This is a genomic window from Chryseobacterium sp. MYb7, from assembly GCF_002979455.1.
Lineage (GTDB): Bacteria > Bacteroidota > Bacteroidia > Flavobacteriales > Weeksellaceae > Chryseobacterium.
The window spans coordinates 21,316-44,228 of record NZ_PCOU01000012.1; the positions used below are offsets into that span (position 1 = coordinate 21,316).

Annotated in this window: 18 protein-coding genes and 1 riboswitch; of the genes, 11 read left to right on the plus strand and 7 right to left on the minus strand. The window is 36.6% G+C overall.

The window, feature by feature from the left end:
• Positions 1-90: 90 nt before the first annotated feature.
• Both CQ046_RS11340 and CQ046_RS11345 read right to left on the minus strand, forming a co-directional pair.
• Positions 91-2,358 carry an aconitate hydratase gene (locus tag CQ046_RS11340; RefSeq protein ID WP_105702350.1) on the minus strand — a complete coding sequence of 756 codons (2,268 nt, stop codon included), beginning with the start codon at positions 2,356-2,358 and terminating at the stop codon, positions 91-93.
• Between the two features lie 317 nt (positions 2,359-2,675).
• Entirely contained in the window at positions 2,676-5,459 is a 2,784-nt protein-coding gene (locus CQ046_RS11345; RefSeq protein WP_105702351.1) for a bifunctional aconitate hydratase 2/2-methylisocitrate dehydratase, read from the minus strand.
• Positions 5,460-5,745: 286 nt separating this feature from the next.
• Between CQ046_RS11345 and CQ046_RS11350 the strand changes: the two genes are divergently transcribed.
• The 8 genes from CQ046_RS11350 to CQ046_RS11385 all read left to right on the plus strand — a co-directional run bounded on the left by CQ046_RS11350 (position 5,746) and on the right by CQ046_RS11385 (position 15,250).
• The gene (locus CQ046_RS11350; RefSeq protein ID WP_228406932.1) at positions 5,746-6,516 is read left to right on the plus strand and encodes a WG repeat-containing protein; all 771 of its coding nucleotides are present in this window, start codon (positions 5,746-5,748) and stop codon (positions 6,514-6,516) included.
• 128 nt (positions 6,517-6,644) lie between these two features.
• A riboswitch (TPP riboswitch) is annotated at positions 6,645-6,735 on the plus strand.
• 60 nt (positions 6,736-6,795) lie between these two features.
• Complete coding sequence (locus CQ046_RS11355; protein WP_105702353.1) at positions 6,796-8,913, plus strand: TonB-dependent receptor; 2,118 nt, start codon at positions 6,796-6,798, stop codon at positions 8,911-8,913.
• Positions 8,914-9,158: 245 nt separating this feature from the next.
• Positions 9,159-9,911, plus strand: coding sequence for a hypothetical protein (locus CQ046_RS11360; RefSeq protein ID WP_105702354.1), 753 nt, complete (start codon positions 9,159-9,161; stop codon positions 9,909-9,911).
• Complete coding sequence (locus CQ046_RS11365) at positions 9,899-10,441, plus strand: acyl-CoA thioesterase (protein ID WP_105702355.1); 543 nt, start codon at positions 9,899-9,901, stop codon at positions 10,439-10,441. Before CQ046_RS11360 ends, CQ046_RS11365 begins: the two co-directional genes overlap by 13 nt.
• A gap of 151 nt (positions 10,442-10,592) precedes the next feature.
• Positions 10,593-11,522, plus strand: coding sequence for a 2-hydroxyacid dehydrogenase (locus tag CQ046_RS11370; RefSeq protein ID WP_105702356.1), 930 nt, complete (start codon positions 10,593-10,595; stop codon positions 11,520-11,522).
• Positions 11,523-11,699: 177 nt separating this feature from the next.
• Positions 11,700-12,962 carry a serine hydrolase domain-containing protein gene (locus tag CQ046_RS11375; protein ID WP_105702357.1) on the plus strand — a complete coding sequence of 421 codons (1,263 nt, stop codon included), beginning with the start codon at positions 11,700-11,702 and terminating at the stop codon, positions 12,960-12,962.
• A 25-nt stretch (positions 12,963-12,987) separates the two neighbouring features.
• Positions 12,988-14,787, plus strand: coding sequence for an Ig-like domain-containing protein (locus CQ046_RS11380; RefSeq protein WP_105702358.1), 1,800 nt, complete (start codon positions 12,988-12,990; stop codon positions 14,785-14,787).
• A gap of 4 nt (positions 14,788-14,791) precedes the next feature.
• Positions 14,792-15,250 carry a heme-binding domain-containing protein gene (locus CQ046_RS11385; protein WP_105702359.1) on the plus strand — a complete coding sequence of 153 codons (459 nt, stop codon included), beginning with the start codon at positions 14,792-14,794 and terminating at the stop codon, positions 15,248-15,250.
• Between the two features lie 105 nt (positions 15,251-15,355).
• Here CQ046_RS11385 and CQ046_RS11390 read toward each other — a convergent pair whose 3' ends face one another.
• The 5 genes from CQ046_RS11390 to CQ046_RS11410 all read right to left on the minus strand — a co-directional run bounded on the left by CQ046_RS11390 (position 15,356) and on the right by CQ046_RS11410 (position 19,622).
• A complete protein-coding gene (locus CQ046_RS11390) occupies positions 15,356-15,868 on the minus strand; it encodes an NUDIX hydrolase (RefSeq protein WP_105702360.1) in 513 nt (170 codons plus the stop codon).
• Entirely contained in the window at positions 15,865-16,779 is a 915-nt protein-coding gene (xerD, locus tag CQ046_RS11395) for a site-specific tyrosine recombinase XerD (RefSeq protein ID WP_105702361.1), read from the minus strand. Before xerD ends, CQ046_RS11390 begins: the two co-directional genes overlap by 4 nt.
• Before the next feature lie 6 nt (positions 16,780-16,785).
• Entirely contained in the window at positions 16,786-17,208 is a 423-nt protein-coding gene (locus CQ046_RS11400) for a deoxycytidylate deaminase (RefSeq protein ID WP_053327481.1), read from the minus strand.
• 53 nt (positions 17,209-17,261) lie between these two features.
• Entirely contained in the window at positions 17,262-18,029 is a 768-nt protein-coding gene (locus tag CQ046_RS11405; protein ID WP_105702362.1) for an enoyl-CoA hydratase/isomerase family protein, read from the minus strand.
• A gap of 105 nt (positions 18,030-18,134) precedes the next feature.
• Positions 18,135-19,622 (minus strand): catalase, encoded by a 1,488-nt coding sequence (locus CQ046_RS11410; RefSeq protein ID WP_105702436.1) that lies wholly within the window; start codon positions 19,620-19,622, stop codon positions 18,135-18,137.
• 133 nt (positions 19,623-19,755) lie between these two features.
• Between CQ046_RS11410 and CQ046_RS11415 the strand changes: the two genes are divergently transcribed.
• From CQ046_RS11415 to CQ046_RS11425, 3 genes are all read left to right on the plus strand, one after another.
• Entirely contained in the window at positions 19,756-20,706 is a 951-nt protein-coding gene (locus CQ046_RS11415) for a LysR substrate-binding domain-containing protein (protein WP_034692517.1), read from the plus strand.
• Positions 20,707-20,942: 236 nt separating this feature from the next.
• The gene (metK, locus tag CQ046_RS11420; RefSeq protein WP_105702363.1) at positions 20,943-22,223 is read left to right on the plus strand and encodes a methionine adenosyltransferase; all 1,281 of its coding nucleotides are present in this window, start codon (positions 20,943-20,945) and stop codon (positions 22,221-22,223) included.
• A gap of 84 nt (positions 22,224-22,307) precedes the next feature.
• Complete coding sequence (locus CQ046_RS11425; protein ID WP_105702364.1) at positions 22,308-22,799, plus strand: hypothetical protein; 492 nt, start codon at positions 22,308-22,310, stop codon at positions 22,797-22,799.
• Positions 22,800-22,913 lie beyond the last annotated feature (114 nt).

A 22,913-nucleotide genomic window follows, 5' to 3' on the forward strand; every position in this document is an offset into this window, starting at 1 on the left:
ATTTCCATGTCAACATATATTTCTTTTTACTAAAACAAAAAGACGACTTCTATTGAAGCCGCCTTTATATAATTAATCTAACAATTAATCTTATTTTTCCTGTTGTTTGATCAGATTCAGGGCAGAACCAGCTTTAAACCAATCAATTTGCTGATCGTTGTAAGTGTGGTTAGCCATAACGATGTCTTTAGTTCCGTCAGCATGAACGAATTCTAAAGTCAGCTGTTTTCCTGGAGCAAACTGGTCAAGATCTAAGAAGTTAACCGTGTCATCTTCCTTGATTTTATCATAGTCAGATTCATTAGCGAAAGTGATTCCAAGCATCCCTTGTTTCTTAAGGTTAGTTTCATGGATTCTCGCAAATGATTTTACCAATACAGCTTTTACACCAAGGTGTCTAGGCTCCATGGCAGCATGCTCTCTTGAAGAACCTTCACCATAGTTTTGGTCTCCCACAACGATGGTTGGAACGCCTGCTGCTTTGTAAGCTCTTTGTACAGCCGGAACTTCACCGTATTCACCAGTTAATTCGTTTTTAACTTTATTGGTTTCCATGTTGTAAGCATTCACCGCTCCAATCAACATGTTGTTTGAAATATTATCAAGGTGACCTCTGTATTTCAACCAAGGCCCAGCCATAGAAATGTGGTCAGTAGTACATTTTCCGAAAGCTTTGATTAATACTTTAGCTCCTTCAATGTTCTTACCATCCCAAGCTGGGAATTCTTCTAATAACTGAAGTCTGTCTGAAGTAGGGCTTACGTCCACCACAACGCTTGAACCATCTTCAGATGGAGCCTGATATCCGTTGTCATCTACTGCAAATCCTTTTGAAGGAAGTTCGTAACCTTTAGGCTCGTCAAGTTTTACCTGCTCACCTGCTTCATTCGTTAAAGTATCTGTAATCGGGTTGAAGTCTAATCTTCCTGAGATCGCTACAGCAGCTACCATTTCTGGAGAAGCTACAAATGCATGGGTATTTGGGTTACCATCCGCTCTTTTGGCGAAGTTTCTGTTGAAAGAGTGAATAATAGAGTTTTTCTCTCCTTTTTCAGCACCTTCTCTGTCCCATTGTCCGATACAAGGTCCACAAGCGTTCGTAAAGATTCTTGTGTTTTCAAATTTTCTGAAAGAGTTTAAGAAACCATCTCTTTCTGCTGTAAATTTCACCTGCTCAGAACCAGGGTTGATTCCCAGGATTGCTTTAGGTTTTACCCCTTTTGATACTGCATCTTCTACAATAGAGGCTGCTCTTGATAAATCTTCATAAGAAGAGTTGGTACAAGAGCCGATAAGAGCCCACTCAACTTCTAAAGGCCATCCGTTAGCTTCTGCTTTAGCTCTGAATTCAGCAACTGGAGTTGCTAAGTCCGGAGTGAAAGGTCCGTTTAAGTGAGGAGTCAGTTCAGAAAGATTGATTTCTATTACCTGGTCGAAATATTGTTCAGGGTTAGCATATACCTCAGCATCACCTGTTAAGTGTTCAGCAATTTTATCAGCGGCATCTACCACATCCTGTCTTCCTGTAGCGGAAAGATATCTTCTCATAGAATCATCATATCCGAAAGTAGACGTTGTAGCTCCAATTTCAGCACCCATGTTACAGATGGTACCTTTACCTGTTGCTGAAAGAGATTCAGCACCTTCACCGAAATATTCTACGATACATCCTGTACCACCTTTTACGGTAAGAATTCCTGCTACTTTTAAGATCACATCTTTTGCAGAAGTCCATCCGCTCATTTTACCGGTTAATTTTACCCCGATAAGCTTTGGCATTTTAAGCTCCCAAGCCATTCCTGCCATTACATCTACTGCATCGGCACCTCCTACACCAATGGCTACCATTCCTAGTCCTCCTGCATTTACCGTGTGAGAGTCAGTACCAATCATCATTCCTCCAGGGAAGGCATAATTTTCCAGTACAACCTGGTGAATGATACCTGCTCCCGGTTTCCAGAATCCGATTCCGTATTTATCACATACAGAACTCAGGAAATTGAATACCTCAGAGTTTTTGTTGATCCCTTCCTGTAAATCTTTGTCTGCACCTACTTTCGCCTGAATCAGGTGATCTGCGTGAGCAGTAGAAGGAACAGCTACTTTAGTTTTTCCTGCCTGCATGAATTGTAAAAGAGCCATCTGTGCAGTGGCATCCTGCATGGCTACTCTGTCTGGTGCGAAGTCTACATAAGAGTTTCCTCTTTCATATGCCTGTGTAGCATTTCCTTCCCAAAGATGGGTGTAAAGAATTTTTTCTGAAAGGGTAAGAGGTTTTCCCACAATTTGTCTTGCCACAGCAATTCTTTCCGGGTAACGCTCATACACTTTTTTGATCATATCAATATCAAAAGTCATATCGTATTTTAATTTTGTTCTTTTTCCGTTAATGCTTCTTTTTCTGATGTTGAAAAAGAAAAATCATTTTCTTATATATCAAAAAACGTTCCTATAATCCATTAATAGGGGTAATTTGGATTCAAAAATCAATAGATTTTATAACTTTCAATTTAAGAAAAATTAGAATTCATTTTCAGGCTTTTATCGAAAAAAAAACGTAACTATCTTAAAATAGAAACGTTCTAAACAAAAAATTGGAAGATTTTAAATCCCAAAGGACCAAAATCTTCCAATTATATACTATTTAATAGTCTTGCGACGTATTTAATACTCGCTTAGTGAGCGCTTGTACTTGTCAGTTCTTTAATAGAAGGTACAAATGTCGTAAGGTCGATACCTTCAACTGCTGCTTTATACTCATCTATGCTAGGAATTCTTCCAATAATTGCAGAAAGAACAACAACCGGAGTTGAAGCCAATAGAGATTCTCCTTTTTTACGTTCAGAATCTTCCACTACTCTTCCCTGGAAAAGACGGGTAGAAGTAGCTAAAACAGTATCTCCTTTAGCTGCTTTTTCCTGGTTACCCATACAAAGGTTACATCCAGGACGCTCAAGGTACATTACGTTTTTGTATTCAACACGAGCTTCTCCTTTTGGAGCATTATCATCAAATTCAAAAGCTGAATATTTTTCTAATAATTCCCAGTCACCTTCTGCCTTTAATTCGTCAATGATGTTATAAGTAGGAGCTGCTACAACAAGAGGGGCACTAAATTCTACTTTTCCTTGTTGTTTTTCAATATTTCTAAGCATTTGAGAAACAATCTTAAGGTCACCTTTGTGAACCATACAAGATCCTACGAAACCAAGATCTACTTTTTTCTCACCTCCATAGTAAGAAAGATCTCTGATGGTATCGTGAGTATATCTTTTGGATACATCGTCGTTGTTTACATCCGGGTCAGCAATCATAGGTTCTACAATTACATCAAGATCTACAACTACTTCAGCATAATATTTAGCGTTGGCATCCGGAGTCAAACCTGGTTTTTCTCCTGATCTGATTTCTTCAATTCTCTTGTTTGCTTTGTCAATAAGTCCCTGAAGAACTTTATTGTGGTTATCCATACCCTTGTCAATCATGATCTGGATTCTGCCTTTTGCAATTTCCAGTGATTCGATCAAAGTATTATCTTCAGAAATGTTGATAGAAGCTTTTGCCTTCATCTCAGCAGTCCAGTCTGTAAATGTAAATGCCTGGTCAGCAGGAAGTGTTCCGATGTGAACCTCAATGATTCTACCCTGGAATACATTTTCTCCTCCAAATTGCTTCAACATCTGAGCTTGTGTTGCATGAACCACATCGCGGAAATCCATATGTTCTTTCATGTTTCCTTTGAAGGTTACTTTCACAGATTCAGGAATTGGCATAGATGCTTCACCAGTAGCTAATGCAAGAGCAACAGTTCCTGAGTCAGCTCCGAAAGCCACTCCTTTAGACATTCTTGTATGAGAGTCACCTCCGATGATGATTGCCCACTCGTCTACAGTGATATCGTTAAGAACTTTGTGGATAACGTCAGTCATTGCATGGTATTCACCTTTCGGGTCACGGGCTGTAATCAAACCGAACTCGTTCATGAATTTCATCAGTTTCGGAATGTTTGCCTGAGCTTTTTTATCCCAAACTGAAGCAGTGTGACATCCTGACTGGTAAGCACCATCTACAACTGGCGAAATCACTGTTGCAGCCATTGATTCAAGTTCCTGAGAAGTCATAAGACCTGTCGTATCCTGAGAACCAACGATATTTACCTGTACACGAACGTCTGAACCTGCGTGTAAAACTTTTCCTGGAGTAGTTCCTACAGCATTTCTGTTGAATATTTTTTCTACGGCTGTAAGTCCTTGTCCTTCGTGAGAAATTTCTTTTGACGGAGCAAAAACCACAGGAGCTTCAACTCCTAAAAGCTGAGCTGCAAATGTCTGTAACTTCTTACCAAATACGATAGCATAAGATCCACCTGCTTTGATGAATTCCATCTTTTGTGGAGTGAAAGATTTGGTAAGGTCAATCAATTCTTTATCTCCGTTGTATAATTTCTTTTCTTTTGTATTGATTGTTAATACAGTTCCTGTCGCCACTGAATAAGCTTCTTCAAGAACGATATCTCCATTTTCGTTACGGATTGGGTTTCCGTTTTCGTCAACTTTCTTTACCCAGTTTTTAAGGTCAACACCGATACCTCCGGTAACGTCAACTGTGGTAAGGAAGATCGGAGAAATACCGTTTGTTCCTCCTACAATTGGAGCAATGTTTACAAATGGTACATATGGGCTCGCTTGTTTCCCTGTCCAAAGAGCAACGTTGTTTACTCCAGACATTCTGGATGAACCTACACCCATTGTTCCTTTTTCAGCAATAAGCATAACGCTTGCATCAGGATGCTGTGCCTGTAAAGCTTTGATTTCTTCCTGTGCCTGAGGAGTGATCATACATTTACCATGAAGTTCACGGTCAGATCTTGAGTGAGCCTGGTTTCCCGGAGAAAGTAAATCTGTAGAGATGTCCCCTTCACCAGCGATAAATGTTACTACTTTAATTTCTTCAGCAACTTCAGGAAGTTTAGTGAAAAACTCTGCTTTTGCATAGCTTTCAAGAATTTCTTTTGCAATTGCATTTCCGCTTTCGAAAGCTTCTTTAAGACGGTTAGTGTCTGCTTGGTAAAGGAATACCTGTGTTTTAAGAACATTTGCCGCTTCCTGAGCAATAGCAGGATCATTACCCAAAGCAAGATCAAGCAATACTTCAATGGAAGGACCGCCTTTCATGTGAGATAACAGTTCAAAGGCATATGCAGGAGAAATTTCTTCTACTACGAATTCACCTAGAATAATTTCTTTTAAAAATTTTGCTTTTACTCCTGCAGCACTTGTAGTTCCAGGTAGTGTGTTGTAAATGAAAAACTTAAGAGAATCTGATCGGTCAGCATTACCTGAATCTTTTATTTGCGAAATGATCTCGCTTAGTAATTCAGCACCATCAATTGGCTTTGGATGAAGCCCTTGGGTTTTTCTTTCTTCAATCTCTTTGATGTAATCCTTATAAATATTCATAATAGAAGGTCTTTCAACATTAAAGGTAGGCCTGCTTCTTCTTTACCGGTCTGTATAAAACAGTTAATGACATTTTGAGTTTTCGCTTTTTGACGCAACATTAACCGAATAAAGTCAGCATAATCTACACTTTCTTAAAAGTTTTTTAAAATTATCAAATAATTCAAAATGCTCCCAAAATTACGAAATTTTACAATTTTATGGAGATGAAATTATTTAGATTCTTTATAAATATGTATTTTATAATATCTATTTTTGGTCGTACTTTTGCAAGCATATGGTGAATATGAAAAATATACTGATTGTTTTATGCGTTTTTACTTCGGTTTTTGCTTTTTCACAGTCAAAATCTGTGAAGAAAATTCCTGTGAAGAAAGTTGCGAAAACCCCTATTCAGAAAGGAACTTCAGCGAATAAATCTAATCCTGATCTGGTGGTAATCAACAAAGATCTTCCGGTCTTGATTCCTAAAAAGAAAGGTGATCAGTTCGGGTACGTGAACCAGAATGGAAAATTTATTATTCAACCGGAATACCATATTGCTGTATTTTTTTATGAAGATTGCAATCTTTTAAATTCTCCTAATGAAAAAATCAGAAAATTTGGAACAAAAGACTATGCCACAGTAGAAAAGAATATGATTTCTTACCGTATAGATCATACCGGGAAGAGAGTGTATCAGTTCAAAGAATCAGATTTTGGAAAATGTAAATTTGAAGAATACAAGCAACAGTTATTTCAGGCTTACATTCTGAATGGCTTCTATGGAATTATTGAAAAGTCAAAATTTGTGAATGCTGCAGATTACAGACAGTTTCAGATCTATCCTCAATATCAATATCTTTTTATTCTGGAAGGAGATGATGTTGCTAATCCAATGATTGTTGCCTCCAATAATGATAAATTTGGAATTATTGACGTTAACAATAAAATCATTGTTCCCTTCGAATATGCCAATATCAAAAGAAACTTCAGCTGGAAACTGGGTAAGATGTTTGAAGTCACCAAAGACGGTTCGAACTACTACTATATTGACGCAAACAATAAAACTTACTAGATAATTATAAATGATGAATGATTCATTTGATAACTCCTATTTTTCATAGTGTTTTTTCTCATCGCGTAACTCATTATCTTATACCTCGAAACCCGAACCCTAATTCATATTTTTTTTGTAATTTCGCGACTGAAATAAAGGGGTGCTTTAACAGGCTGAGATTATACCCAATGAACCTGGAACAGGTAATGCTGTTTAGGGATGCGTCTTCATAGAACGCTGAATTGTATAATATCTTATTGATCCCCTTTTATTCATTAAATGTCAAAGATTTATAGAATGAAAGGATTATTTTTTTTAGGGCTTAGTGTAGCCTCTGTGGCTTTTATGCAGGCCCAAAATAAAGATTCTCTGAAAATCAGAGAAATTGAAGCGGTCAATTTTACCAAAAGACTTCCGGTAGCGAAGGAAATCATCAATGTACAGAAAGATTTAGACGGGAAAAATTTAGGACAGGATCTGCCTATTCTTTTAAAAAATCAAACCTCCATTATTTCTACTTCAGATGCTGGAAATGGGGTAGGATACACCGGATTTAGGATTCGTGGAGTTTCAGGTTCTGCCATTAATGTAATGATGAATGGTGTTCCTTACAATGATTCTGAAAGTCAGGGAACGTTTTTTGTCAACGTTCCGGATTTGACAAGTTCTGCATCACAGATTGTCATTCAGAGAGGAGTAGGAACCTCCAATAATGGGGTTTCCGCTTTTGGGGCAAGTATCAATGTACTTTCTAAAGATCCGGAAGAGAAATTTTACTTTAAAACCGATGATAGCTATGGATCATTTAATACGTATAAATATTCAGCAGAAATAGGTTCCGGTAAGTTCTGGAAAAACCGACTTTCCGTAATGGGAAGATACACGCATATTCATTCTGATGGATATATCGACAGGGCTTCATCCAATTTACACTCTTATAATTTTACGGCTTTATTTGAAGAAGGAAATACGAAAATACGTTTAATGGCTTTCGGAGGAAAAGAAAAAACTTATCAGGCCTGGAACGGAATTGACCGTAAAACATGGGAAACTGATCCTAAATTCAATATTTCAGGAGCGATCTATGATACCAATTGGGAGAAAATCGTAGGTTTCTATGACAATGAAACGGATAACTACAGACAGAACCATTATCAGTTGCTTTGGGAACAGAAATTCAGTGATCGTTGGAACCTTGAAACCACATTCCATTATACAAAAGGAAGAGGGTATTACGAAAACTATAAACAGGGAGATCCTTTTTTAAGATATAATCTTCCGAATATCATTGAGGGTGGACAAACTATAAAATCTTCAGATTTCATCAGAAAAAAATGGTTGAATAACGATTTCTACGGAATGGTTTCTACCCTTTACGGAAAATTTGAAAATCTGGATCTGAATTTTGGTGCAGTAGTCAATCAGTATTACGGAAGGCATTATGGAAATGTAACAGGCGTATTTTTTCCTCAGATTGATGAAAGCGAATATTACAGAAACCGTTCAGTAAAGAATGAGGTATCCGGTTTTGCAAAAGCTTTACTGAGAGTAGAGAACTTTGAGTTTTTTGGTGATTTGCAACTTAGAAAAATCAATTATAATACTAAAATCCTGATGGAAGGTGATGGTGAAGGCGCTGATTTGAGTAAAAACTGGCTGTTCTTTAATCCTAAAGCTGGTGTGAATTACAGAATTGACGGAGGTAAAATATTTCTTTCTTATGCTCATGCCCACCGTGAGCCGAACAGAGATGATCTAATGGCCAATAATGATGTGAAGGCTGAAAAACTTCACGATATTGAAGCCGGTTTTGAAAAACAATTCGGAATTGTATCACTTACTGCGAATGTTTACTATATGTATTATGTAAATCAGTTGGTTTTGAACGGAGAACTTAATAATGTAGGAGCGTTTATCAGAACCAATTCCGGGAAGAGTTACAGAAGAGGTATTGAAGTTGGTGCTTTGGCCAAATTATCCAAACAATGGGAAGTTTCAGGGAATGTAACGTTAAGCCAGAACAGAAACCAGGATTTCAATATCCAAAATGGAGATGTTCCTAAAAGCCTTGGAAATACACAGATTTCATTCTCTCCAAATGTTATTGCCAATTTAAGTTTGAAATTTAATCCTACCAAGAATTTCCAGTTTGTATTAATGAATCAATATGTTGGAAAACAATATCTGGATAATACTGAAGATGCGAACCTGCAGCTTAAAGATTATTTCCTGACAGATTTTAATGCTCAATACCAGTTTAAAATTGGCAATAATGAAATTGCTTTAAAACTATTGGTAAATAACCTTTTCAACAAGAAATATGTGAACAACGGATCTGTTTATGACGGTCAGCCATATTATTTTTCACAGGCAGGAACCAACTTTATGTTTGGCGTGAGCTGGAAGATTCAGTAATTGTAGGAAAGATAGAAAGATAAAATTGCAAAAAGGTCAGAAACAAATAAACAAAATTACAAATTTGTCCTTTTGATTTTTAGCTGTTTTTCTTCTCTTACGATAAAAGTAAAGCTTTTAAAAAGGAATTTGAATAATGGTATTTCTGTTTTAATACAGAATAATCAAAAGGCTGCTCCGGCAGTCTTTTTTATATCCGTTAAATATTACAAAAAGTCATGAAAAAGTTATAAATTTGCTGCCAAATGAATATTTCAGCATACATTTTAGAATATTTAAAACAATTTGGAACTGCCACGGTTCCAGGCTTTGGAGTGTTTTCACTGAAGAATTCTAAGGCAATTATCAATTCCGAAAACGGGAGCATCCTGCCTCCGGCCAGTCAGATTGAATTGGCAATAGACTACGAAGTGCAGTCTGAAGACCTTACGGCTTTTATTGCAGGGCAAAAACAGATGTCCTTAGATGCTTCAAGAAGTGATCTTAAGATTCAGACAGATTTTTGGAAGAAAAAACTTCAGGCCGAACAGGTTCTTGAAATTCAAAACCTTGGAACAGTTTTCATTGAAGAAGGGCATACTCATTTCAAAGGAAAAAGAATAGAATCCGGACGTCCGGACTTCTATGGATTAGAAGAAATCAGATTTTCAGATATCAATAACGGGGAAAAAGTGAATACCTCAGTGAACCGTGAAAAGGATTTTAAGTTCAAAAAAACAATTCTCTGGACTTTCCTTTTGCTCATTCCGGTTCTGGGGATTGTATACCTGGCATTTACCCAACAGGAGCTTCTTTTTGGTAAAAAGTCTTTCAATAAAGTTTCTGTACAGACTTCTACCCACAGAATCGTAAAAGATACGGTAAAGGTAATGGTACACGCTCCGCAAACCCCTGTTTCAGATTCTTTGAAAAAAGATTCACTCGTAAAACCTGCCGGAAAAGCAACACAATCTAAACCGGCTGTCCCACACAACACTAAGAATAGATGGCAAAAATAAAAAAAGCGTCAGAATCTCTGACTATTATGACCAATATCGTTCTTCCGAACGAAACCAACTCTTTAAGAAACCTTTTTGGTGGTGAACTTTTAGCAAAAATGGATCGTTGTGCATCTATTTCTGCAGCAAGACACTGTGAAAGAAGAGTAGTAACCGCATCAGTAAACCACGTATCTTTCAATCACCCGATTCCGGAAGGCGGAGTAGTGGTTTTGGAATCTAAGGTTTCCAGAGCATTCTCTACTTCTATGGAAGTATATGTAGATGTATGGTTAGATGATCCTATTAATCAGAAAAAAATTCATACCAATGCTGGTATTTATACCTTTGTGGCTGTGGATGAATTCAACCGTCCGATTCCTATCCCGGAAATGATTCCTGAGACCGACGAAGAGAAAGAAAGATTTGCTGCTGCATTCCGTAGAAAAGAACTTTCATTAATTCTTTCCGGAAGAATGAAGCCTTTGGAATCTGTGGAGCTTAAAAAGTTATTCCAGGAACCGCAGGAGTCTAAGAAAGACAAAAAATAGTACTTATACTTTATCAATAAAAATGCTTTTAAACTTTGCTGAGTGCTAACGCCTTTGCGAGCTTAAAAGCATTTGTTTTTTCAGAAATTTGCGGTAGAATAAAATTATAATCATTTAGGAATCTATTCCTATCTCTAAAATTATTAATAAAATGAAGATACTTCTTTTAGATAAAAACCATCCTCTTATCACAGAACAGCTTTTGGCTCAGAATTTTATATTGGAAGAGGATTTTACGTCGTCTTATGATGAGGTTTGTGATAAAATTGAGAATTACGATGGGATTATCATCAGAAGTCGTATTCCGTTGGACAAAAACTTTCTGGAAAAAGGTAAGAATCTGAAGTTCATTGCAAGAGTAGGTGCCGGAATGGAAAACATTGATATCCCGGTTGCCGAAAAACTCGGAATTCAGCTGATCAATTCTCCGGAAGGAAACAGAGATTCTGTGGCAGAGCATGTGGTAGGAATGCTGCTTGTCATTATGAACAGACTTTTTATCGCCTCTCAGGAAGTGAAAAACGGAATCTGGAAACGTGAAGAAAACAGAGGAGACGAGCTGTTAGGAAAAACAGTAGGTTTAATCGGATATGGAAATATGGGAAAAGCTACTGCTAAAAGACTTTCAGGATTTGGATGTAAGGTGGTCTTCCATGATATACTTCCTGATCTTTCAGACGAATATGCAACACAGGTTTCGTTAGAAGAATTGAAGCAGCAAGCAGAGGTTTTAAGTTTACATATTCCTTTGACTGCGGACACACACTATCTTATTGATGAAACATTCATTGCAGAGATGAAAAACGATTTTTATTTCGTGAATACGGCAAGAGGAAAGAATGTGAAAACTAAAAGTTTAGTAGAAGCATTGAAGTCAGGAAAAGTAAAAGGAACCTGTCTGGATGTATTGGAGTATGAAAAGTCTTCTTTCGAGAATATTGAGTCTGAAAATGAAGATTTAAAATATCTTCTTGAATCCGAAAAAGCTATTGTCACTCCACATATTGCAGGATGGACGCATCAGAGTAAAGAAAAACTGGCTCAGTTTATTGTAGATAAGATTGTCGCTTCACATTGTTAGGCGAAGGAAATAAAAAGTTAGAAAGGCGGATTTACAAAATGTGAATTCGCTTTTTTTATGATTTTGCCTCTCCAAATTTTACTTTTCCTCCCATTTATGTTAAATAATTCATAATATACCTCTCTTATTTATTATTTATTTTCGAGTTTTATTAAATTGCCGCTCATTTTGAATCTCATGACGACGCGTAATTTTGTACTTATCTTAACTGTTCTTTTATCGATATTTTCTTGTAAAAAAAAGTCAGAAGCCAAAGAAGCTTCAGCTGAAAATACAACTAATCTTCCTAACTACGGAACCGTAGATTTTGGGGATATTTTCACGAAAGGTGACGGGCAGCTTTTGAACAGGCAGACAACGGTAAGCTATATAGATCAGTATTACAGAAAAATATGGGAAGGAGGAGACCTTAGCGGTGGAATTCTTGTGGCAAAAGGAGATGAAATCTTATACGAAAACTACAGAGGTTTCGGAAGAGAAGGGAATCAGATGCCGATTGATAAAAATACACCCCTTCATGTAGCTTCCGTTTCAAAGACGTTAACGGCTATGGCAATGATGAAACTGATTGAAGCGGGAAAGATAAAACTTACTGATCACCTTACTCAGTTTTTTCCGGGATTTCCTTATCCTAATGTTACCGTTCAGACTTTATTGGATCAAAGAAGCGGTCTTCCGAAATATGAATATTTTATTCCTAAAATACAACCTGCACCAGCAGAACTTTCCAAGCAATTTATTACGAATGAGGATGTATTGAATATGATCATCAAATACAAACCTGAGCTGGCAAGAGATACAGACACAGGATTTATGTATTGTAATACCAACTTTGCCCTATTGGCTTTATTGGTTGAAAAAGTGACAAAAACTCCTTTTCCTCAGGCAATGAAAGAAATGGTTTTCACTCCGTTGAAAATGAATAATACTTACATCTTCCAGGAAAAAGATATTCCAACAGCTTCACAGTCTTTTTATTATGGAGGAAACAAGTTATATCCGTTAGACAGACTAGATCTTATTTACGGAGACAAAAACGTATACACTACTCCAAGGGATTTATATAATTTCTCAAAAGCTATGTTTTCTAAAAATTTCCTGAAACCGGAACTGATGCAGATGGTTTTCACCCCTTACAGCAATGAAAAAGCAGGAATGAATAATTATGGTTTAGGGTTCAGAATGAAAATCTTTGATAACGGAGAAAAATTAACTTATCACAACGGATGGTGGCATGGTACCAACTCAGTATTTGCCCACCTTTTAAAATCTAAAGTAACCATTGTAGCCATTGGAAACAAATATTCCAACAAAGTATATACAGCTCTTGCTTTATCCGGATTATTCGAAGATTTTCCATTACAGAAAGATAAGCTTCATACGGTAATGAATGACAATAAAGATAGTTTAAATTCCGGACAGGAAGTTTTTGGAGAATAATGTTTATTTTTGCTTAAACATTTTCATGAAAAGGTTTCTTTTATTATTCGTTATCTGTTTTCTTGTACATTCATGTGCAAGGGTAGGATCCCCTGTAGGAGGGCCTAAAGATACATTAGCACCAAGGTTTTTAAGTTCAAACATTGATACAACAAGAATTAATGTCAAAAAAGATATTCACGAACTCCGTTTGGATTTTGATGAATATGTGACATTGAAGGATATCAATAAAAACCTGATTATTTCACCCCCTCTTAAAGGGATAACAAGGATTCTTCCTTCCAATATTGCCAATAAATTTGTATTGATCCAATGGACAGATACTCTTCAGGCTAATACGACCTATAATTTCAATTTTGGAAATTCAATTGTTGATAATAATGAATCGAATATATTAAGGTATTTCAATTTTGCTTTTTCAACCGGAGATAAATTGGATGATTTGTATATCAGTGGTGAGATTAAGGATGCATTTGATATTAAAAAGAAATCGGAAACTGCAACTGAGAATAAGCTTGTGGTTGGGCTGTATCAGGTAAAAGATACAATGAACTACAAGAAAAAACCATACTATATCACCAAGGTAGATGATGATGGATACTACGAATTGAACTATCTGACACCGGGTAAATATAAAATTATAGCTTTTAATGATGAGAACGGAAATTCAATGTATGATCCGGGAAAAGAAAAGGTAGGTTTTCAGAAAGACCCAATCAATGTTGAAAAATCTATTTCAGGGCTGAATTTAAAAGTAAATCCTTCCAAAAAGCCAGTGAAGTATTCTGAGATGAAAGAAATTGCTGGAGGAGTTCTAATGTCATTTGAAGGAAATCCTGAAGAGGTAAAAGTTCAGTCATTGAATGAGAAACTGAAGGATATCAAAATAACACACAATCCAAAATCCGATTCTGTGAGAATCTGGTTCGATGCAGTAAAAGATGATGTGGGGCAGACGGCCAATGAAAAACTGGTATTCACTCACGATAAAGGTCCGAAAAAAGATAGTGCCTACAGCGTTTCTTTATTCTATAAATACAATAAGAAGAATGCAATGGACATTGTTAGTGATAATGACGGAACGTCAATTGCTCCAAAGGCAGATTTAAAAATTGCTTCAAATTATATTATTGATAAAATTGATCCTTCAAAATGGACACTGAAGATTAAAGGAGACAGCTTAACAACTCTACCATTTACAGCAAAAATTTCAGAAACAAATCCTTATCAGATCCTTGTTCAGTCAGATTTTGTGATGGGAAAAAGCTATCAGCTTACTGTTCCTAAGGAAACAGTATCTTCATTCTATGCAAAGAATACTCAGTCAAAACGTTTCGACTTTGATGTAGCTAAGATAGATCAGTTTGGAAGTGTTGAATTCTCTATAGCGAATGCTCCTACTACCAATTATTGGATCCAGATGGTGGATTCTTCTGATAAAATAGCGTATCAAAAATATTTAAAAGGAGATAGAGTCAAGTTTGATATCCTGAAACCGGGAGAATACATTATAAGAATACTGGTTGATAATAACGGAAATAAATATTGGGATGAAGCAGACTTCGCCAATGATGTATTTGCGGAAGATGCTTATATTTTCTATAAAAAAGTTGTCGTAAGAGGATTGTGGGAAACAAGAGAGGAATGGGACCTGAAGGATACCAGAACACTTGATAGTCCTAAATCAGCAACAGGAACTCCGGCAGCAGCTACTCCTGCTTCAGGATCTGAAACTTCGCAGCCTGCTTCACCCGCTACACCACAATCAACACCGTTGAAAAAAGAATTTAAATCCGGTAATGCCGTTTTAACTCCGGCTAAGTAAGGACATGAAGATGGGTAAGAAAATCATATTCTGGATTTTAGTGAGCTTTGCGCTGATTCAATTCTTTCCTATTGACAGAACTAATATACCTGTTGATTCTGCAAAGAATTTTGTTGATGCTAGGAAAACCCCGGAGAAGATTGCAACACTGATTAAAAATGCTTGTTACGATTGTCATTCCAATGAAACAGTCTATCCGAAATATGCTTTTATTGCACCCATTTCATGGTCTGTGAAAAGCCACGTGAATGAAGGTAGAGAACATCTTAATTTTTCTACTTGGGAAACTTATAATAAGGATTTGAAGGAGAATATGCTTACAAAAGCTGTTCAGACGATCCAAAACAAGACCATGCCGATGCCTGGCTATATTGTTTATCATAGGGATGCCAATCTTTCAGACGCGGAAAGAGCATTACTGATCCAGTATTTTGAAGAAATGCTGAAGACAAAAACCTATTAGTTTCTATAATAAAAAAACTCCCGCAGATTTTATAAACTAAGCAGATTGTTAAAAAATTGGTCTGCCTGATCTATAAAATCCGCGGGAGAATATATATTACAAAAATTATTTCTTTAAATAACTCTCGAAAAATATCTTCTGAGAATCAAAAGCAATATCTTCTAAGTTTAACTCCTGTAAAGGAATCCAGATAGCTTCTGAGATCTCTGAGATCTCAAGATTTACCTCAAACTTTTCCGAAACATTATATTCATAAAATAGATCAATCGTATTGTAATCAATTTCTTTGTATTGATAGATGTTGGGAAGGCTGGTAAGGTATTTCAGGTTAGAAATATTGATATCAAGCTGAAGTTCTTCAAAAAGTTCTCTTTTACAGGTTTCTTCTGCACTTTCTTTAGGGTCAACAAATCCTCCGGCAAGATCCAGTTTTCCTTTTTTAGGATCTCTGTTTCTTCGGGTAAGATAAATTTCGTCACCACATCTGATGACAACCGCTACAGCGCCTGCCACATTATTATACAGGGTAAAACCACATTCAGGACAGCTCCATTTTTTTTCGCCATCCCAGTGTAAGGACTCTTTGCCGCAGCTTGGGCAATATTTCAATAGTTTCATTGAGCAATATTAATATTTCTCGGGTGATAACTCAAAATAACATCCCTTAATTCTTCAGTTTTCAGATGCGTATAGATTTCCGTTGTGGTAATACTGGAATGTCCCAGCATTTCCTGAATATAACGCAAATCTGCCCCATTTTGCAGCAAATGTGTTGCAAAAGAATGTCTGAATGTGTGTGGAGATATTTTTTTGTTAACCCCTGCTTTATCTGTAAGTTCTTTAATAATAAGAAATACGATTACTCTGGACATCGATGTCCCACGGCTGTTCAAAAACAGAGTATCTTCATATTTCTTGTTGATCTTACCTTTAGAGCGTACCTCTTTGATATAACTTTCAAGCATATCTGCAGTATAATCGGCTAAAGGGACAAAACGGGTTTTGTTTCCTTTTCCGTGTACCTTGATGTATTGCTCTTTAAAGTTGATATTGGAGATCTTCAGATCAATCAGTTCAGAAACACGAAGTCCACAACCATAAAGTACCTCTATGATGCAGTGGTTTCTTTTTCCGAGATCCGTATTGACCTCAATAGCAGCAATAATTTTGTTGATATCAGGCAGGCTAAGGGTATCAGGTAGGTATAATCCCAGTTTAGGGCCTTCAAGTAACGCCGCAGGATTGTCTTCACGATATTCATCCTCAAGCAGAAATTTGAAAAACGCTTTGATGGAAGATATCCATCTTGCTTGCGATCTCTCACTGAATTTCTGTTTGGAAAGATTGAAAATGTATTCCTGCAGGTTTTCGTAACCGATAGATTCTGGACCGACGTTTGCCAGATCTTCTTCTGCGTAATCTTTTAATTTCTTAATGTCTCGAACGTAAGCGTCGAGCGTGTTTTCTGAAAAATTTCTTTCGAAGCGAAGAAATATTTCAAAATCTTTGATCTTTTCATCCCAAGTCATTTGTGCTTATTTTTTTAGTTCACAGTCCGATATTTGTTCTATTTCAATGTTATGGTTTCTCAGGAACGATATTCCATCGTCATCCGAATACTCATTAATGTACACCAGCCTCGCAATTCCTGCCTGCAAAATCAGCTTACTACATTCTTTGCAGGGAGACAGCGTTAAGTATAACGTTGCCCCTTTTGCAGATTGAGTAGAAGCGGCCAGCTTTAATATAGCGTTGGCCTCCGCATGCAATACGTACCAGTGTGTTTTCCCTTCTTCATCTTCACAGCAGTTTTCGAATCCCGAAGGAGTCCCGTTGTAGCCATCTGAAATAATCATCCTATCTTTTACGATAAGAGCTCCCACCTGTTTTCTCTTACAGTAGGAGAGTTTTGCCCATTCCTGAGCCATTTTTAGATAAGCTTTATCAAACTTATTCATACCGCAGCATTGTTTTTTTCGAAATAATTTGGATTAAAATCTTTTAGAAAGATTTAGAAGTTAGGCTTTCTCTTCTCTAGAAACGCAGTAACTCCTTCTTTCTTATCTTCCATTTCAAAAAGTTCACCGAAATATTTGATTTCAGTTTCAAAACCTTTCTCCGTGTCAGATAAATTCACGGCATTTATAGCCTTCGAGATTGCCATTGGTGAATTGTGGGCAATCGTATTTGCTAATTCTTTCGTTTTGGTTAATAATTCTTCAATAGGGTATACTTCATTTACCAGTCCGATCTCTTTTGCCTTTTGGGCGGGGATCATTTTGGCAGAGAAGATCATTTCGTTGGCAATACCTTTTCCTACAAGCTTTGGAAGCCTTTGAGTTCCTCCGTATCCCGGGATTAATCCAAGAGTTACTTCAGGAAGCCCCAATCTGGCGTTTTCCGATGCATATCTGATGTGGCATGCCATGGCAAGCTCCAAACCTCCTCCTAATGCAAAACCGTTTACGGCTGCAATGACAGGTTTAGACATGTTTTCTATTTTATTGAACAAAATATTTTGTCCGTTTCTTGCTAGTTCTTCAGCTTTTTCCTGTCCGAAATCACTGAATTCTTTAATATCAGCTCCCGCTACAAAAGATTTTTCTCCACTTCCGGTAAGGATAATTACCCTGCAGGAATGGTCAGCATTAAGCTCATCCATTGCGGTACTGATCTCCTGAATGGTTTTTGCATTTAAAGCATTTAAACTTTCAGGTCTATTTATGGTAATGATAGATAATTTATCTTCTTTTTTTAATAATATGTTCTCGTAACTCATTTTTCCACTTTAAAATATCATCCTTTGCAAATTATGAATTTTTTACAAAAAAAAGGAAAAAATATTATTTTTTTTTCCTTTTTTTTAATTTATTGTTCAATATGATTATTTGGAATGATTCATCATATTTGCATCAATATTTACATTTAGCTGAGAAGCTACTTTCATGCCAAGCTCAATATTGGCTCTGAAAAAGTGACACAGCTGCCTATTGATAATTTCATCTTTCTTAGGTCCGCTGATGCCTTTCATGCTGCCTATAATATTTTTAATCAGGTGATCTCGGTCTTCTGCATTCATTGCTTTTGAATATAAAAGTCCGGGTTGAGTGTAGTGATCACTGTCATTATCATTTCTGTTATAGCTTGCCACGTGAGCACTATCTAATTCATATTCAAAATTTTTATAATCAGAATCTGCTTTAATTTCATCGAAGCTGTTCGGGTGGTAATTGGGCTTGTCCTGATAATAACTTGAATCTGCCATGAAGCCGTCTCTCTGGTAGTTGTTAACTTCAAAAGGACATCTGTTCACTTCCAGCTGATGAGAGTTTACCCCCACTCTGTAACGGTGCGCATCAGGATAGGAGAATAATCTTCCCTGAAGCATCTTGTCCGGTGAGAAGCTGATTCCGTTAATAAGGTTGCTTGGTGAAAAAGTAGATTGTTCCACATGGGCAAAGTAATTGACAGGTACTTCATTCAGCTCCATTTCTCCTACTTCAATCAAGGGGAAATCATCATGGAACCATACTTTGGTTACATCAAAAGGATTCCATCTGAAATCTTTTGCCTGTTCCTCTGTCATTACCTGTATATATAAGGTCCATTTCGGGAAATCCCCATTTTCGATAGCATTGCAAAGATCTTCCTGTGCAAAGTCCGGGTTTTCTCCAGCCATTTTTACAGCTTCTTCATCCGTAAAGTTTTTTACGCCTTGCTTTGTTTTGAAGTGAAATTTTACCCATACTCTTTCATTTTTATCATTGATCATGGAGAAAGTATGAGATCCGAAACCATGCATGTGTCTGTAGCCATGCGGAGTTCCTCTATCCGACATTAATATAAGAACCTGATGAAGTGATTCAGGATTTAAGCTCCAGAAATCCCACATCATCGTAGCACTTTTTAAGTTTGTTTTCGGGACTCTTTTTTGAGTATGAATAAAATCCGGGAATTTTTTTGCATCCTTAATAAAGAATACCGGGGTATTATTTCCTACAAGATCCCAGTTTCCATCTTCAGTATAAAATTTTAAGGCAAAGCCTCTTGGATCTCTTGCAGTATCTGCACTTCCTTTTTCTCCACCTACCGTAGAAAATCTCGCAAACATTCTGCATGAATTTCCTACTTTTGAAAACAGCTTTGCTTTCGTGTACTGGCTGATGTCATGCGTTACGGTAAAAGTTCCGTAAGCTCCGCTTCCTTTGGCATGCACAATTCTTTCAGGAATTCTTTCCCTAACGAAATGCGCAAGATTTTCCTGAAGAATAAAGTCTTGCAGCAATACCGGGCCTCTTGGTCCTACCGTCTGTGAATCCTGATGCTCAAAATAAGGTGCGCCGTTACTTAACGTTAATTTTTTAGAATCCATATCTTTAATGATTTGTATAAATGTTTTTGTTTTTCTAAATCCAAGTGTAAAGGTAATGAATATCAAATTTACTTGAATTTTTAATTGCTAATAGCAAAAACGTTATATCTTTGTAATAGATAATATTAATCAAATGAACATTCAGCAACTGGAGTATCTTATCGCTGTAGATAAGTATAAACATTTTGGTAAAGCCGCTCAGGCGTGTTTTATTACCCAACCTACGTTAAGTGCCATGATACAGAAATTTGAGGATGAACTGGATGTGAAGGTGTTCGACAGGACTACTCACCCGATTCGTACTACGGATGTGGGGCTTCAGATTATTGATCAGGCAAAGGTAATTATCGAGTCTGTCAATGAACTAAAAAACAAAGCCAACCTTTTGAATAATATTTTAGGAGGAACTATCAATCTGGGTATTATTCCTACTGTTTCTTCTTTCATTCTGCCAACGGAAATTTTCAAATTCCTTGAAGAGAATCCAAAGATCCAGATGAATGTAAAAGAAATGACTACTGATAATATTATTAAAGCTTTAAAAGCAGGAGAACTGGATGCGGGAATTATCTCTACTCCGTATGATACTGCTGACGAGTTTTATCAGGATTTCCTTTTCAATGAAGAACTGATGATTTACAGCTCCAATACGGAAGCCAACAAAAAGAATTCTTACATCATTCCGGAAGATCTGAATGTAGAAAAAGTTTGGCTGCTTGAAGAAGGAAACTGCCTGAGAAATCAGTTTGAAAACATCTGCCACCTTAAGGAAAATACTTTGAAGCCTAAAAACTTAGACTTTTTAGCTTCCAATATTCAGACGTTGGTTCATATGGTGGATAAGGTAGGAGGAATCAGTATTTTGCCTGAGCTTGCATTAAGCCAGCTTTCAGAAGAGCAAAAGAAAAATGTTTTCAGATTCAAAAAGCCTTTCCCTTATCGAGAAATTAGTATTATTTACTATAAACCAACCTTTAAACAAAAAATTATTGATGAATTATCACATTCTATCAAAACTTCTTTAGAACTTAAGCTGAATTATCACGAAAGTCCGAAGGAATTTGTAAGCATTAAGCCTCAGTAATGGAAATGCTTTAAAGTGATAGAAATCATCAATTTAAATAAAAGTGTAATTAATAAACAAAATCTTTGAGTATTACGAAAATAGTGCTTAAATTTGCTGACGTTTATTACGAGGAAAAATTTGACCTGATTGCAACCTCTATAAAAATATGCTAAAACAGTATTCTTTTTTCTGGGCAATTTCATTCATATTTTTCGCAAACACTATTTTTAAATCTTTAAAAACAAAAGAATTATATGTCTTATTTATTTACATCTGAATCAGTTTCAGAAGGACATCCGGACAAAATTGCCGACCAAATTTCCGATGCGTTAATTGACCATTTCTTAGCATATGATAAAAACTCAAAAGTAGCATGTGAAACTCTTGTAACAACCGGACAGGTGGTATTGGCAGGAGAAGTAAAATCTGATGCCTACCTTGATGTACAAACCATTGCCAGAGAAGTAATCAACGGAATTGGATATACAAAAGGAGAATATATGTTCAATGGAGATTCTTGTGGAGTAATCTCTGCAATCCATGAGCAGTCACCTGATATCAATCAAGGTGTTGACAGAGCCGTAAATGATGAGTCTTTTGAAGCTAAAGCAAATGCACAGGGAGCTGGAGACCAGGGGATGATGTTTGGGTATGCTACCAATGAGACGGCTAACTATATGCCTCTTGCATTGGATCTTGCACACACCATCCTTAAAGAACTTTCTGCAATCAGAAGAGAAAATAAGGAAATCACTTACCTTCGTCCTGATGCAAAAAGCCAGGTAACAATTGAGTATTCTGACGATCATAAGCCCATCAGAATTGATTCTATTGTAGTTTCTACTCAACATGATGATTTCGGAAGCGAAGAAGAAATGTTGAACAAGATTCGTGAGGATATTAAAAATATTCTTGTACCAAGAGTTGTTGCACAACAAACAGAGGAAATTAAAGCTTTATTCAACGATCAAATTAAATATCATATCAATCCTACAGGGAAATTCGTAATCGGAGGACCTCACGGAGATACTGGTCTTACTGGTAGAAAAATTATCGTTGATACTTACGGTGGTAAAGGAGCTCACGGAGGGGGTGCTTTCTCAGGAAAAGATCCATCTAAAGTAGACAGAAGTGCTGCGTATGCTACAAGACATATTGCTAAAAACTTAGTGGCTGCAGGAGTTGCAGATGAAGTTTTGGTACAGGTTTCTTACGCCATTGGAGTAGCAGAGCCTTGTGGTTTATACATCAACACTTACGGAACTGCAAAAGTAGATCTTCATGACGGAGATATCGCGAAAAAAGTTTCTACAATCTTCGATTTAAGACCTTATGCGATTGAGCAGAACTTAAAATTGAGAAACCCAATTTATCAGGAAACAGCTTCTTACGGACACATGGGGAAAGAGCATTATGTAGCTGATAAAACTTTCAACAAAGGGCACAAAAAAGAGCTTACCTTAAAAGGTCTTGAGTTCTTCACGTGGGAAAAATTAGACAAAGTAGAGGAAATTAAAACCGCTTTTGGAATTTAATTTACCTTAAAGAATAATAAATGAACTGCTTTATCTCTGGATAAGGCAGTTTTTTTTAATTTTACACTATAATAATATAGAAAGATGATGAATTTTCGAACTGTAGTTGCCATCCTATCCGTGTTTTTACTGAGTACAATGGTAAAAGCTCAATATACCATGCATAAAATGATCAGTGTGGGATATACGTACCAGAACCAAAGTTTTGGTGAGATAGGTGGTAAATTGCTTTTTCTTAAGAATGACGATGTGATTTACAGATTGGGAGGATCTGCTTTGATGGGAGTTGCTGATTCCAAATTTGCCATTATGCCGAAACTGCAGGCAGATGTTCTTCTTAATTTTGAAAAAAATGTAGATTTCTATCACTCTTATTACTTTTTAGCAGGAGTGGAAGGAACTACTAAATATATTGCTCCGAAGATTGGAGTAACCCTATTTGGGATGCTGGATCTTACAGGAGGCTATGCTTTTCCTATTGGTGATACCCGATTGAACGGAAAAGAGATGAAAGGATTGAATATTAATTTTACATTAAATATCCCTACGGTGTTCATTCATGATATGTTTAAATGATTTTTTTTAGATTTTTCTCTATAAAATTTAATAATAGGTTAACAGTTATTAAAAAATTATTATATTTACATCATAATAATTGTACCCGCCTATAGAAGAGACTCTACTCTAGAA

Excerpts from the sequence above, each read along its gene's own strand:
- CQ046_RS11340 (WP_105702350.1), bottom strand. The coding sequence starts at position 2,358 with ATGACTTTTGATATTGATATGATCAAAAAAGTGTATGAGCGTTACCCG.
- CQ046_RS11345 (WP_105702351.1), bottom strand. The coding sequence starts at position 5,459 with ATGAATATTTATAAGGATTACATCAAAGAGATTGAAGAAAGAAAAACC.
- CQ046_RS11350 (WP_228406932.1), top strand. The coding sequence starts at position 5,746 with ATGAAAAATATACTGATTGTTTTATGCGTTTTTACTTCGGTTTTTGCT.
- CQ046_RS11355 (WP_105702353.1), top strand. The coding sequence starts at position 6,796 with ATGAAAGGATTATTTTTTTTAGGGCTTAGTGTAGCCTCTGTGGCTTTT.
- CQ046_RS11360 (WP_105702354.1), top strand. The coding sequence starts at position 9,159 with ATGAATATTTCAGCATACATTTTAGAATATTTAAAACAATTTGGAACT.
- CQ046_RS11365 (WP_105702355.1), top strand. The coding sequence starts at position 9,899 with ATGGCAAAAATAAAAAAAGCGTCAGAATCTCTGACTATTATGACCAAT.
- CQ046_RS11370 (WP_105702356.1), top strand. The coding sequence starts at position 10,593 with ATGAAGATACTTCTTTTAGATAAAAACCATCCTCTTATCACAGAACAG.
- CQ046_RS11375 (WP_105702357.1), top strand. The coding sequence starts at position 11,700 with ATGACGACGCGTAATTTTGTACTTATCTTAACTGTTCTTTTATCGATA.
- CQ046_RS11380 (WP_105702358.1), top strand. The coding sequence starts at position 12,988 with ATGAAAAGGTTTCTTTTATTATTCGTTATCTGTTTTCTTGTACATTCA.
- CQ046_RS11385 (WP_105702359.1), top strand. The coding sequence starts at position 14,792 with ATGAAGATGGGTAAGAAAATCATATTCTGGATTTTAGTGAGCTTTGCG.
- CQ046_RS11390 (WP_105702360.1), bottom strand. The coding sequence starts at position 15,868 with ATGAAACTATTGAAATATTGCCCAAGCTGCGGCAAAGAGTCCTTACAC.
- xerD (WP_105702361.1), bottom strand. The coding sequence starts at position 16,779 with ATGACTTGGGATGAAAAGATCAAAGATTTTGAAATATTTCTTCGCTTC.
- CQ046_RS11400 (WP_053327481.1), bottom strand. The coding sequence starts at position 17,208 with ATGAATAAGTTTGATAAAGCTTATCTAAAAATGGCTCAGGAATGGGCA.
- CQ046_RS11405 (WP_105702362.1), bottom strand. The coding sequence starts at position 18,029 with ATGAGTTACGAGAACATATTATTAAAAAAAGAAGATAAATTATCTATC.
- CQ046_RS11410 (WP_105702436.1), bottom strand. The coding sequence starts at position 19,622 with ATGGATTCTAAAAAATTAACGTTAAGTAACGGCGCACCTTATTTTGAG.
- CQ046_RS11415 (WP_034692517.1), top strand. The coding sequence starts at position 19,756 with ATGAACATTCAGCAACTGGAGTATCTTATCGCTGTAGATAAGTATAAA.
- metK (WP_105702363.1), top strand. The coding sequence starts at position 20,943 with ATGTCTTATTTATTTACATCTGAATCAGTTTCAGAAGGACATCCGGAC.
- CQ046_RS11425 (WP_105702364.1), top strand. The coding sequence starts at position 22,308 with ATGATGAATTTTCGAACTGTAGTTGCCATCCTATCCGTGTTTTTACTG.